The organism is Rhizomicrobium sp. (genome assembly GCF_056722145.1).
Genome location: NZ_JBWZET010000019.1, coordinates 1 through 13,202, shown reverse-complemented (window position 1 = coordinate 13,202; position 13,202 = coordinate 1). Strand labels below are relative to the sequence as shown.

Genomic DNA, 13,202 nt, shown 5'->3' with positions numbered 1-13,202 from the left:
AACTGGCCGACCTGGGATGCCGATTTCTTTGCCCCCGCCAAACCGCTGCTGGCGGTGGCGCCGTGGGTGATCGTGCGCGGCAATCACGAAGACTGCCAGCGGGCCGGGCTTGGCTTCTTGCGGTTGCTCGGTCCGGCCGCGTTCGATCCCAAGGCGGCGTGCGCCGACCACCTGCCGCCCTATTCGATTCCATTCGCCGCGCTCAATCTCGTCGTGGGCGACGATGCCGATGCGCCCGAAACGTCGGTGGTCGAACCCTCGGTGCCGGTCTATCGCGCCGAGATCGCGGGGCTGGCCAGCGAGAAAGCGCCGACCTGGTGGATCATGCACCGGCCGATCTGGGGCCTGATTTCCGGGCCGCTCAATGTCCCGGTCGGTGGCAACAAGACGCTGATCGCGGCGGTCGGCGAGGGCGGCATTCCGGTGGCGGTGGAGTTGATGCTGTCGGGGCACATCCATACCTTCGAGGCGATCAATTACGCGTCTGACACGCATGTGCCACCGCAACTGGTGGCCGGCTTCGGGGGCGACACGCTGGACGAGACCCCCGAAGCCTTACGCGGCGCCATTTTCCAGGGCGCCTCAGGTGTCTCGGTCAAGGACGGGCTGTCCATCGGCGGCTTCGGCTTCGTGCTGATGACGCGCGTGGAGGCGGGGTGGCGGCTGGATGTCTATGACCGTCACGGCGCCATCGAACGGATTTGTCAGTTTCGCAACAGCCGGATCGAGTGTCCGAAGGCGAAGAAATAGCTTTCCTCCCCCGCGGTGCTCCGTACGGTGAGCGGGTACGTTGGATCAATAGCGGGGGAGGTGGATCGCGAAGCGAGACGGAGGGGGCCGTTCCGGTACCGAAGATTCCCCCTCCGCCTCGCGAGGGCTCGGCACCTCCCCCGCTATTCTCACAGCGTACATCGTCGCCTTCTCGACACCGCGGGGGAGGAAAGACAAATGTCGATTCCCCCGTCCCCCACGCCTATTCAGCCTCCTAAACCCTTGGTAGTGTTGCTGTGGGTCAGGCTGGGGATGCGGTATGGGGCAGTATCGTAAGTGGCTTCTCATTGGCGGCGGCGCGCTGGTCACGCTGGTTCTCGCGGTCGTCATCACGCTCTACGTTTTGGGTTCCAAACACGGCGGCGGTCTGCTCGATCGCATCGCCGGCGGTTTGGATGAAGTCTCCTCCACCGTCAGCACCAAAGCCGAAGCTGGCGACGGCTTCGCCTTCCGCATGGTCGATGTGGATACGTCGAAGCCGCAAGCCGAAGCCTGCATCGTTTTCACCCGATCGCTCGATGCCACGGGTCATACCAACTACAAGGATTACATCGCGATCGATCCCGATACGCGCGTCGCCTTGCGCGTCGTCGACAAGCGGCTGTGCCTCGCCGGGCTCGATTTCGCCAAGACCTACAATGTCACCTTGAAGGCTGGGCTGCCCTCGGCCGCGGGCGACAAATTGTTGGAAGCCGAAACCATTCCGGTCGAGCTGCGCGACAAGCCCGCGATCGTGCAGTTCTCCGGCGGCATCATCCTGCCGCGTCTCAACATGAAGGGCGTGCCGCTGACCACGGTCAATGTCAGCAAGGTCAAGATCAAGCTGATCCGCGTCGGCGACCGGCTGTTGTCGCAGATCGAATCGGGCAGCGTCGACGAGACGACGCTGTATTCCTGGGGCGCCAAGGAGATCGAGAACAACCAGGGCTCGCTCGTCTGGCAGGGCACCATGGACATCACCAACGTCAAGAACGACACGGTGGTGACCCAGATTCCGATCGACACCCTGCTCAAGAACCGCAAAGCGGGCGCCTATGTGCTGATTGCCTCCGACGCCGCCAAGAAGCCAGAGGTCAATGCCGACGGCGAAGAGGAATTCGATTCCAACCAGATGGCGGTGCAGTGGGTGGTCGATTCCGACATGTCGCTGACCACCTTCAAGGGCAATGGCGGGCTCAGCGTGTTCGTGCGCTCCTATTCCAGCGCCAAGCCGCTGTCGGGCGTCAAGCTGACGCTGGTGGCGCGCAACAACAACGAACTCGCCACCGTCAAGACCGATGGCGACGGCCGCGCCGATTTCGATGCCGGGCTGATGCGCGCCCATGGCGGCGACGAGCCGGTAGTGGTGATGGCCTATGGCGACGGCGGCGATTTCTCCTTCATCGATTTGCGCCGCTCCGCGTTCGATCTCACCGACCGTGGCGTGTCGGGGCGCGACGTGCCGGGGCCGCTCGATGCGTTCCTTTACACCGAGCGCGGCGTCTATCGCGGCGGCGAAACCGTTGATCTGACCGCGATGCTGCGCGACCGCGTCGGTGCGGCGGTGTCCAATGCGCCGCTGACGCTGGTGGCGACGCGCCCCGATGGGCTCGAAGTCGGCCGCGTGACGATCCCCGGCGCCAGCCTGCAAGCCGGCGCTGCGGCGTGGAAGCTGCCGCTGTCGTCAAGCGCGCCGCACGGGCGCTGGCAGATCGCGGCCTATGTCGACACCTCCAAGGACGCCCCGGCGATCGGGCGGGTGCAGTTCGACGTCCAGGATTTCGTGCCGCAAAAGCTGAAGGTCACGCTCACCGCCGAAACCAAGGCGGTCAAGCCGGGGGACGAGATCAAGGTCAAGGCCGAAAGCCGCTTCCTCTACGGCGCGCCGGCGAGCGGGCTGACGGGCGAGGGCGAAGCGCGCATCACCGTCGATCCGACGCCGTTCGAGGCCTATCGCGGCTGGCAGTTCGGCCGCATGGACGATCATTTCTCCGATGTCGATGTGCAGCTGAAAGTGCCGCCGACCGACGCGGCGGGCGTCACCAACGTCACCGGTACGCTCAGCGAATTGGCCGAAACGACGCTGCCGCTGCGGGCGCGTATTCGTGTTGCCATTCACGAGCCCGGCGGGCGCACCACCGCGAAAACGACTGAAATTCCGGTGCTCAATCATCCGGTCCTGATCGGCATAAGGCCCGAGTTCGACGGCAACAGCATCGGCGAAGGCCAGCGCGCCAACTTCCAGGTGGTGGCGCTCGATGCTTTGGGCAATCGCATCGACGTTGCCGGCGTGACCTATTCCTGGGTGCGCGAAGACACGTCGTATCAATGGTACCAGGACAACGGCAATTGGAAGTACAAGTCGGTCACCCGCGACCGGCTTATCACCTCCGGCACCGTCAAGCTCGGTGCGAGTGCGCCGGTGAAGCTGGGCCAGGCGATGGCGTGGGGCACCTATCGGCTGACGCTGAGCGATCCCAAATCGGGCGCCTCCACGTCGTTCCGCTATTACTCCGGCTGGGCGGCTTCGAGTGCCGGCGACCGGCCCGACCGCATTCCGGTCGCCGCCGACAAGCCGACCTATCGCGCCGGCGAAACCGCCCATGTCCGCATCAAGCCGACCGCCAATGGCAAGGCGCTGGTGGTGGTGGCGTCCGACAAGATCTTCCTGTCGAAGACCGTCGATGCCCCGGCCGGGGGCGCGACTATCGACATTCCGGTGTCGGCCGATTGGGGCGCGGGCGCCTATGTGCTGGTCAGCGATTACCGTCCCCTGGGCGATGCCTCGGGTCATGAAGCAGTGCGCTCGGTGGGGCTCGTCTGGCTGGCGCTCGACAACGGTCCGCGCACGCTGTGGACCACCATCGGCGGGCCGAAGCAGATCCTGCCGCGCCAGCATGTTATGATCCCGGTGACGGTGAAGGGGCTGGCGAGCGGCGAGCAGGCGTTCCTGACCCTGGCGGCGGTCGACGAGGGCATTCTGCAGCTCACCGATTTCCATTCGCCCGATCCGAACAGCTATTACTTCGGCAAGCGCCGGCTCGGAGTCGAAATGCGCGACGATTACGGCCGCCTGATCAAACCCGAAAAGGGCGCGGTCGGGCCGATGCGCGAAGGCGGCGACATGTTCGGCGGCCGCTCGCTGGCGGTGGTGCCGGTGAAGACGGTGGCGCTGTATTCCGGTCTGGTGCGAGTGGGCGCCAACGGTCTCGCCAACATCCCGGTGGACGTTCCGGACTTCAATGGCGAACTGCGGCTGATGGCGGTCGCGGTTTCGGCGGGCAAGATCGGCCATGCCGACCGGCCGCTGACGGTGCGCGATCAGGTGGTGGCCGATCTGGTGCTGCCGCGCTTCCTGGCACCGGGCGATAAGGCGCAAGTCGCGCTCAATCTCGACAATGTCGACGGCCGAAGCGGCGAATACACCGCCGAGATTTCGGCCAACGGTCCGGTCGGCGTCGCCGGCAACGGCCATGCCGTCATCAAGCAGGTCCTCGCTCACGGCCAGCGCGTGCTGGTGCCGGTGGAAGTCTCCGGCAAAGGCCTCGGTGTCGCCACTGTCACGCTGAAGCTGACCGGACCGGGCGGCTTTGCCGTCACCCACTCCTGGGGCATCGAAGTGCGTCCCGCCCAGCTCGACGTGGCGCGCGAGGACATCCAACCCTTGCCGGCGAACGGCAGCTTCGTCGCCAACGCCAAGCTGGTCGGCGATCTGGTGCCGGGCTCGCAGACGGTGGCACTGACGGTTTCGGCGGCGCACGGCTTTGCCAACGTGCCGGGCTTGTTGAAGTGGCTCGACAAGTATCCCTATGGCTGCATCGAGCAGACGACATCGCGGGCGATGCCGTTGCTCGTCTTCAACGACATGGCCGATCTCGCCGGCCTGCCCAAGGATCAGGCGTTGCGGGAGCGCGAGCAGCAGGCGGTGGATGCCGTGCTCGACATGCAGAATCCGGGCGGCAATTTCGGCATGTGGGGTCCGGGCTCCGATGCCGAGCCGTGGATCAGCGCCTACGCGATGGATTTCCTGATGCAGGCAAAAGACAAAGGCTTCGTAGTGCCAAACGATGCCTTGCGCCGCGGTACGGCTTGGCTGAAACGCACGGCGTCCTCCTCCAGCCACGACGACGCCAGCCGCGCCTATGCGTTCTATCTGTTGGCGCGGGCGGGGCAGGTGAATGTTTCGGATTTGCGCTACTTCTCCGACACGCGTGGGCCGGAATGGAACACCGTCATCGCCGCGGCTTTGACCGGTGCGGCGGCGGCCGAAGTGGGCGATCGCTCGCGCACCGCCTATGCCTTCAACCGCGCCCGCGATATCGCCTTCAAGCCGAACCCGAAATATCCCGGCGGCGTTTACGGCTCGTATCTGCGCGACGTTTCGGCGGCCCTCGCCTTGGCGGCAGAAAGCAACATGGGGCAACTGATCCCCGCCTTCCTGTCGAAAGTGGAAGGCATCGACATGCGCCTCAACTGGACCACGACCCAGGAAAAGGCGTGGATGCTGCGCGCCGCCTATGAACTCTCCAAACAGCGCACCAAACTGAACATCCTCGTTAATGGTGCGCCGGCAAACCCGCGCAACGGCGCGATCCGGCTGACGCCGAACTTTGGCCAGCTGCAGGCGGGGCTCACGCTCGTCAACAAGGGCGATGCGCCGGTGTGGCGGACGGTGTCGGTGCAGGGCACGCCTGTCGCGCCGCTACCCGCCGCCTCCAATGGGCTGACGCTGGAAAAAACGGCGTGGACGCTGTCGGGCTCGCCGGCCGATCTTGCCAATGTGCATCAGAACGATCGCATCGTGATCGTGTTGACGGGACGGCTGCCCAACAACTTCGCGCGCCAGATCGGCGTCATCGATCTGCTCCCGGCCGGCTTCGAAATCGAGCAGGTGCTGAAGGGCGAAGAGGGCAAACCCTATGCCGTCGCCGGCACGCTGACCGATCTCGCGGTGGGCGACAAACGCGACGACCGCTTCGTCGGCGCCTTCACCCTCGGCTCGCGTTACGACTACGGCGCCAAGGCGGGTGAGGTCCAGCCGGGCTTCCGCATCGCTTATGTGGTGCGGGCGGTGGCGGTCGGCAGTTTCGTGCTGCCGGGCGCGTCGGCCGAAGACATGTATGCGCCGGGCATTGCGGCGCGCACCGCAGCACGCACCGTGATCATCAAACCGTTGGGCAGATAGGCATGGCGAAACGCGAGTTCGGTGGTCCACGCTTCTTCGCGCTCGGCGCCGTGTGGTGGTTCGTCGTCGCCGGCGTGATGGGGCTGCTGCACTTCGTTTTTCCGGGGCTGGTGGAAAGCCCGCTGGTGGTGGTGATCGCGGTGGCGGTGGCGGTGGTCGGAATGTTCCTGATCGTCGCGGCAGGACGGCCGAAGTAGAGGCGGATTTGTTGCGTCTGGGACTATCAGTGGTGGCACGCGGAGACGCGGAGGCGCGGAGCGAGGGTGCCAGATTTGGCGGCCTGTTGCGTCCGCTCTTTCCTACCCCGCGGCGTGCAGATAATTGCGCCGCACGATCTCGACATAGCGGGGGAGGTGTCTGCGAAGCAGACGGAGGGGGGCGTGTCGCGGACGCTGTGCCGGTCCCCCCTCCGCCTCTCTTCGTTCGGCACTTCCCCCGCCATTCTGATGGGGTGCGGCTACCCAAGTTCGACTCCGCGGGGGAGGAATGTGGACGCGCGGGGGAGGTCGGGTGATGCGGTTGAATCGTGTCACCATCGTCCTCTTTTCATTGATCGGCCTCGCCTCGGCGCTGGCGATTGCGGATGTCGCCAATCCGCCGCCGATGGATAAGATTGCGCGGGTGTCGCCCGAAGTGGTCGACCGGCATGGTGTGCTGTTGCGCGCCTTCCTCACCGAAGACGGCGCATGGCGGATGCGCACGCAGGCGAGCGAGGTTTCGCCTCGTTATCTCGCCATGCTGAAAACCTATGAGGACAAGCGCTTCGACGACCATGCCGGCGTCGATCTCTTCGCCATGGCGCGGGCGGCAAAGCAGTGGTTCGGGGCGGGCCATGTGGTATCGGGTGGCTCGACCCTGACCATGCAGGTGGCGCGCCTCTTGGAACCGCCAAAGAAACGCGGGATCTTCACCAAGCTGTTCCAGATGATCCGCGCCTACCAGTTGGAGGAGCGCTATTCCAAGGATGAAATCCTCTCCTTCTATCTGACGCTCGCCCCGTTCGGCGGCAATCTGGAGGGCGTGCGCGCCGCTTCGCTGTCGTATTTCGGCAAGCCCGCCAACCAGATCGATCTCGCCCAGGCGGCGCTGCTCGTCGCGCTGCCGCAATCGCCGGTGAAGCAGCGCCCCGACCGCCATGCCATCGCGGCGCTCAAGGGCCGCGACAAGGTGCTGGCGCGCATGGTGTCGGAAGGCATCGTCACCGCCTCGGACGCCGCCATCGCGCGCAAGGAAGGCGTGCCGTTCGCCCGTCAGGCAATGCCGCTGATCGCGCCCCATCTTGCCGAACGTCTGGCGCATGGCAGCAATGCCACCCGCATCGTCACCACCCTCGATGCCGATGTGCAGGTCGCGGTGGAACAGATGGCGGCGCAGGAAGTGCGCTATATGGGCGACGGCGCCACCACCGCCATCGTTGTGGTGGAGAACAAGACGCGCAATGTCGTCGCCTGGGTCGGCGGCACCAATTACTGGGGCAAGGCCGGGCAGATCGATCTTGCCCGCAGTCCACGCTCGCCCGGTTCGGCGTTGAAGCCCTTCATCTACGGGCTCGCATTCGACGATCTGATCCTGCATCCCTCCACCATGATGGAAGATGCGCCGATGAATTTCGGCGATTACGCACCGCGCGATTTTGCCGGCGACTTCCAGGGCCAGGTCACCGCCCGCGACGCCTTGCGCATGTCGCTCAACGTGCCCGCGGTGGCGGTGCTGGAACGGGTCGGGCCCTTGGCCTTCACGCTGGCGCTGCAGAACGCCGGCGCCAAACTCTATTTTCCCACCGCCGATACCGCGCCCAATCCGGCGTTCGCGCTCGGCGGCCTCGGCATTTCGCCGGCCGATCTCACCATGCTGTACGCGGGCATCGCCAATGGCGGCGAGGCGCGGGGCTTAAGGCTGGTGGAGGGCACGCCCGATGCCCCGGCGCATCGCCTGTTCGGACCGGTGGCGGCCTATTACCTGCGCCAGATTTTGACCGGCGTGTCGCTGCCCGAAGGCTGGGCGATGGGCGAGGGGCTGGCACGGGGGCGCACCATCGGTTTCAAAACCGGCACCTCCTACGGTTTCCGCGATGCGTGGTGCGCCGGCTTCTCCAACGACTACACGGTCGGGGTCTGGGTCGGTCGGGCGGACGGCACGCCGCGTCCGGGCAAGGTCGGTGTCGATACCGCTGCGCCGCTGCTGTTGAAGACTTTCGGGCTACTCCCGGCCGACAAAGCGCCGGCGCCGATCCCGCCGACCGGCACCATTCTCGCCGAAACCACCGACGCCTTGCCGCCGTCTTTGCGCGTCTTCACCCGCACCACCGAGCAGCCGGTGGAGACCGCCGCGCCGCTGCCGCCGCCGTCCATCACCTATCCGCCCAACGGCACCGTGATCCCGTTGCCCGGCCCCAAAGATGCCGACAAGACCATTCTCTTGAAGGCCGACGGCGGCAAAGGCCCGCTCACCTGGCTGGTCAACGGCCTTCTGATCGGCAGCTTCGACCGCTTCCAGCCGGCGCTCTATCTGCCGCAAGGCGAAGGCAACGCCCGCATCACCGTGGTCGACGCCGACGGCCGCAGCGACACCGCCACGGTCCGCTTCAAACGCGAGAAATAGTTACGGCTCCTCGCAGTCCGGTCCGATCCAGGTCACCTTCGTGGCGATGCGCCAGTGCAGGACGACCGGACCGGTGTCGCCGCGCTTCAGCATCATCTCGTCGGCGATTTCGAAGCCCGTGGGGGTGTTCGAACCCACCGAGAGACTGCGGATTGCCGTGATGCCGCCGCCGAAGTCGCACTGCAGGATCGCTACGGTCGCCGGGTGATCGGGCTCGATGCAGGGAATATCGGCAAACTCGCGGTGCAGCGCGGCGAGCACGACCACCGGGTCTGGCACCGCGTTGGCCGCCGCCGTCGCCTCCGACCAGCACGCCTTGATGACGGTTTCGGTCGTCTCTTCCTTATTCATGGTGGCCGTGACGAGCGGCAGGTGCAGGCGCGCCTTATCCGACATCACCGCAAAGACGTTCGAATTCGCCACGAAGGCGGTGATGCTGGTGCGGCCTTCCCATTGGCCCGCCTGCTGGGCCACGGCCGCCGGAGCCGGTTCTTCGGCGGCGACAACCGAACCGTCGGCGCCGTTCACCGCCATCGTCAACACCGCAACAACGATCCCTGGCCGCATGACGTCTCCCCCCAGGCGCCCTGATTACGCCGCGAGGGTACCGATTCCGCGTAGCGCACAGTCCAGACAGTTCGCCGCATCCGGTCACGGAAAGCGCTTTCGAGCGGAATCGTTGCAGCGTTGCGCCTTGACCCGCCGTAAGCGCTGTCATTACCCTTGCCAGAAAGGCGGAACACCGCCGCACCGGGAGGAATTTTCGTGAAAAAGATCGTATCGGCCGCGGCCGCGTTGCTGGCCATGGCAGGATTTGCGTTTGCCGGGACCGGCTTCGGCGAGCCGTTCACCCCGATCGATGCCGCAGCCGAACAAGCGGCGATGGGCGGCGGCGTCAATGTGCTCGGCTACGATCCGGGCTGGGACAACGCCAGCCAGTGGCGCTTCACGCCGCAGCATTTCCAGGCCATCCGTGCCGGCGGTTTCAAGAATGTCCGCATCGTGCTGCAGGCCTTCCGCTTCGAAGACGCCGACGGCAAGCTGCCGGAAAGCTATCTCGCTCAGCTCGACGTGTTCGTGAAAGCAGCGCTTGATGCCGGTTTGGTGGTCATTCTCGACGAGCACGATTTTGAATTCTGCGCCAAGGATGCGGCGGCGTGCGGTGCCAAGCTCAATCAGTTCTGGCAGCAGATCGCGCCGCGCTACAAGGACGCCTCCAACCGGGTGATGTTCGAGGTGCTGAATGAGCCGCACGGTGTCCTGACGCCCGACGCCTGGAACAGGCAGCTCGCCGAGACGCTGGCGATCATCCGCACCACCAACCCGACCCGCAACGTGATCGTCGGGCCGGCCAACTGGAACGGGCTCGACTCGCTGCCGCTCTTGCAATTGCCCGAAGCCGACCGGCACATCATCGTCACCTTCCATTATTACCTGCCGATGGAATTCACCCATCAGGGCGCGTCATGGGCGGGGCCGCGGCTGGCGGCCATGTCCGGCGTCACTTGGGGCACGCCCGAGGAATACAAATTCCTCAACGCCAAATTCGATCTGGTGAAGGCGTGGGCGAGCGCCCATGACCGCCCGATCTTCCTCGGCGAGTTCGGCCCCTACGATCAGGCGGCGATGAGCGATCGCGTCAAGTGGACGATCGCGGTGCGCGAGGCCGCCGAAGCGCGCGGCTTTGCCTGGGCGTGGTGGCAGTTCGACGGCAATTTCGTGCTCTGGGACTACGCCAAGCCCGGCTTCGTCGAGCCGATCAAGAACGCCCTCATTCCAACCAAACCCTGACAGGAGAAACCCGATGAGACTGTCCAGGACTTTCGCTGCAGCCGCTTTCCTGATGACGAGCCTGGCGGGATTTGCCGCGCCCAAAACGGCCCCGCTGCCGGCGTTCGCGCCGATCGATCCCTTCGCCCAAGTTGCCGAGATGAAACGCGGCGTCAACGTGCTCGGCTACGATCCGGTGTGGGCCGATCCCAACAAGGGCCGCTTCACGCCGGCGATGTTCAAGACCATCCACGACGCCGGCTTCTCCAACGTGCGCATCGTGCTGCAGACGTTTGTCCATCTCGATGCCGCCGACAAGCTTGATCCGAAATGGCTGGCGACCCTCGACGTCATGGTCGATGCGGCGCTGAAGCAGGGCCTTACCGTCGTGCTCGACGAGCATGACTATAATCTGTGCGCCAAGTCGGTCGACGATTGCCGCACCAAGGTCAAGGCGGTGTGGGGCCAGCTGGCGCCGCACTTCAAGGACGCGCCCAACAAGCTGGTGTTCGAGCTCCTCAACGAGCCCAACGGCGCGGTGACGCCGGACGTCTGGCAATCGCTCAGTCGCGAATTCCTCGCCGTGGTGCGCGCCACCAATCCGACCCGCAACGTGCTGATCGGCGGGCCGTACTGGAACAATCTCGAAGGCCTGCCGTGGCTGAAGCTGCCGGAAGACGACCATCACATCATCGCGGTGCTGCACTATTACTTGCCGCGGCCCTTCACCCACCAGGGCGCCGCCTGGGATGCGGTCAACACCGATCTCGGCATCACCTGGGGCACCAAGTCGGAATACCAGGTGATGGAAGAGGAACTCTACATCGCCAAGACCTGGAGCGACGCCAACAAGCGGCCGATCTATCTCGGCGAGTTCGGCGCCTATGACAAAGGCCCGATGGAAAGCCGCGCCAAGTGGACGGCTGCGGTGGCGCGCTATGCCGAGAAATACGGCTTCGCCTGGGCCTATTGGCAGCTCGACAGCGACTTCATCGCCTACGACTTCAAGACCAACACCTGGGTCGAGCCGATCCTCAACGCCCTCATTCCGCCCGCGGACAAAACCAAATAACCGGAGACGATCCATGCTGCTGAAATCGACTGTGGCGCTCGCCGCAGCCCTGATGCTCGCCACCACCGCCGGTGTCGCCGCGCCCAAGGCCAAGCCCGCGCCGGTTCCCGTGGTGCAGCCGGTCGCTGCGCCGGTCGTTCTGCCGGCGTATCAATCGGGCTTTGCCGGCCTCGACGCCTTCGTTCAGCTTGGCCAGATGGGACCGGGCGTGAATGTGTTGAGCGAAGACCCGGGCTGGACCGATCCGGCTAAGGCGCGCTTCAAGCCCGAGCTGTTCAAGAAGATCAAGGCGGCCGGCTTCGGCACGGTGCGCATCGTGCTCAACGCCATGGGCCACATGGACGACTATTACGTGCTCGAGACCGGCTATCTCAACCGCCTCGACACGATGGTCGACGCCGCGTTGGATGCCGGGCTTACCGTCATCCTCGACGAGCACGATTACAATTACTGCAGCCAGGACACCTGGGCCTGCCGCCAGAAGCTGAATGCGTTCTGGGCGCAAGTGGCACCGCGCTACAAGGATGCGCCGGCGCGCCTGATGTTCGAAGTCCTCAACGAGCCGCATGAGGCGTTCACGCCCGAGATGTGGAACGACCAGATCAAGCAGACCCTGCCGATCATCCGCGCCTCCAACCCGGTGCGCAATGTCGTCATCGGCCCCGGCCAATGGAACAGCCTCGGCCAGCTCGACAAGCTGGTGCTGCCGGTCGCCGACCGCCACATCATCGTGACGTATCACTACTATTCGCCGATGGAGTTCACCCATCAGGGCTCGCCGTGGGTGTCGCAGTACAAGCTCACCGGCCAGACCTGGGGAACGGAGGCCGATCTCGCCACCCTCGCCAAGGACTTCGACACCGTGAAGGCGTGGAGCGACAAGTGGAACCGACCGATCCTGCTCGGCGAGTTCGGGGCCTATGAGACCGGGCCGATGGAGAGCCGGCTCAAATACACCAACGCCGTGGCCCGCGCCGCCGAGAAGCGCGGCTTCGCCTGGGCTTATTGGCAGTTCGACAAGGATTTCATTGTCTACGACATCGCGAACGACAAATGGGTCGAGCCGATCCTCAACGCGCTGATTCCGCAGCCGGTGGCGGCGAAATAGTTTTGAGCGGTAACTGGCGCGGGGCTCCCCCTCCCGCGCCATTTTTTTTAATGCCCGCCGAGCGCGCGCCAAAGCTGCGCCAGCGTGCCGTTCTGCCACAACAGGCGCGCACTCATCGCCAGCGACATCACGATCAGGAGCGGCTTGATCAGGCCGGTGCCGTGCTTCAGCACCAGCCGGGCGCCGATGGCGCCGCCGGTAACCATGCCGCATGCCATCACGATGGCGATGATCCAGACGATGTGGCCGGTGAAGAGGAAGAAGATCAGGGCGCCGAGGTTGCTCATGAAATTGTAGAGCTTGGCCTCCACCGTCGCCTGATCGAGCGCGAGGCCGCCGAGCCCGACCATGCCCATGGCGAAGAAGGTCCCGGTGCCCGGCCCGAAAAAGCCGTCGTAGAAACCCACCAGCGGCACCAGCGTGACCGCCAGGGTGGCGAATTTGATCCGCGCGGGGCCGGGCGTCTTGCCGGGGTCATCGCTCATCAAGAGCCAGCCGCAGATCGCGATCAACAGGAACGGCACCATCTGCTTGAGGACTCCGGGGTTGATGAAGGTGAGGCTGGCGGCACCGCATGCCGCGCCCGCCATCGACAACAGCGCCGGCTTCCAGCGCTTCAGGATCGGCAGCCGGCCGTTCTTCCAGAAGTGATAGGCCGCGCTCATCGGCGAGAAGATCGCCTGGAACTTGTTGGTGGCGAGCGCCGTCACCGGCGG

At 65.1% G+C, this 13,202-nt stretch carries 8 protein-coding genes and 1 pseudogene; 7 read left to right on the top strand and 2 right to left on the bottom strand.

All coding sequences use genetic code 11. The features are described 5' to 3' along the window. The 4 genes and pseudogenes from AC1P6P_RS01045 to pbpC all read left to right on the top strand — a co-directional run. A pseudogene (locus AC1P6P_RS01045) lies at positions 1-750 on the top strand (hypothetical protein); the annotation flags it as partial. A gap of 280 nt (positions 751-1,030) precedes the next feature. Then, complete coding sequence (locus AC1P6P_RS01040) at positions 1,031-5,935, top strand: alpha-2-macroglobulin family protein (protein ID WP_481400576.1); 4,905 nt, start codon at positions 1,031-1,033, stop codon at positions 5,933-5,935. Positions 5,936-5,937: 2 nt separating this feature from the next. Further along, positions 5,938-6,132, top strand: a complete 195-nt coding sequence (locus tag AC1P6P_RS01035) for a hypothetical protein (RefSeq protein WP_481400575.1) — start codon at positions 5,938-5,940, stop codon at positions 6,130-6,132. 316 nt (positions 6,133-6,448) lie between these two features. Beyond that, complete coding sequence (pbpC, locus tag AC1P6P_RS01030; protein WP_481400574.1) at positions 6,449-8,536, top strand: penicillin-binding protein 1C; 2,088 nt, start codon at positions 6,449-6,451, stop codon at positions 8,534-8,536. Here pbpC and AC1P6P_RS01025 read toward each other — a convergent pair whose 3' ends face one another. Further along, positions 8,537-9,103, bottom strand: a complete 567-nt coding sequence (locus AC1P6P_RS01025) for a hypothetical protein (RefSeq protein ID WP_481400573.1) — start codon at positions 9,101-9,103, stop codon at positions 8,537-8,539. A 198-nt stretch (positions 9,104-9,301) separates the two neighbouring features. Between AC1P6P_RS01025 and AC1P6P_RS01020 the strand changes: the two genes are divergently transcribed. Genes AC1P6P_RS01020 through AC1P6P_RS01010 form a run of 3 tightly spaced genes read left to right on the top strand, consistent with a single transcriptional unit; the run spans position 9,302 to position 12,486 of the window. Beyond that, entirely contained in the window at positions 9,302-10,327 is a 1,026-nt protein-coding gene (locus tag AC1P6P_RS01020; RefSeq protein ID WP_481400572.1) for a glycoside hydrolase family 5 protein, read from the top strand. A gap of 13 nt (positions 10,328-10,340) precedes the next feature. Next, the gene (locus AC1P6P_RS01015; protein WP_481400571.1) at positions 10,341-11,378 is read left to right on the top strand and encodes a glycoside hydrolase family 5 protein; all 1,038 of its coding nucleotides are present in this window, start codon (positions 10,341-10,343) and stop codon (positions 11,376-11,378) included. A 13-nt stretch (positions 11,379-11,391) separates the two neighbouring features. Next, entirely contained in the window at positions 11,392-12,486 is a 1,095-nt protein-coding gene (locus AC1P6P_RS01010) for a glycoside hydrolase family 5 protein (protein WP_481400570.1), read from the top strand. Between the two features lie 47 nt (positions 12,487-12,533). Here the strand turns inward: AC1P6P_RS01010 and AC1P6P_RS01005 are convergent. Continuing rightward, on the bottom strand, positions 12,534-13,202 hold a 669-nt coding region (locus AC1P6P_RS01005), incomplete at its 5' end, for a TSUP family transporter (RefSeq protein ID WP_481400569.1).

Excerpts from the sequence above, each read along its gene's own strand:
- pbpC (WP_481400574.1), top strand. The coding sequence starts at position 6,449 with ATGCGGTTGAATCGTGTCACCATCGTCCTCTTTTCATTGATCGGCCTC.
- AC1P6P_RS01025 (WP_481400573.1), bottom strand. The coding sequence starts at position 9,103 with ATGCGGCCAGGGATCGTTGTTGCGGTGTTGACGATGGCGGTGAACGGC.
- AC1P6P_RS01035 (WP_481400575.1), top strand. The coding sequence starts at position 5,938 with ATGGCGAAACGCGAGTTCGGTGGTCCACGCTTCTTCGCGCTCGGCGCC.
- AC1P6P_RS01010 (WP_481400570.1), top strand. The coding sequence starts at position 11,392 with ATGCTGCTGAAATCGACTGTGGCGCTCGCCGCAGCCCTGATGCTCGCC.
- AC1P6P_RS01040 (WP_481400576.1), top strand. The coding sequence starts at position 1,031 with ATGGGGCAGTATCGTAAGTGGCTTCTCATTGGCGGCGGCGCGCTGGTC.
- AC1P6P_RS01015 (WP_481400571.1), top strand. The coding sequence starts at position 10,341 with ATGAGACTGTCCAGGACTTTCGCTGCAGCCGCTTTCCTGATGACGAGC.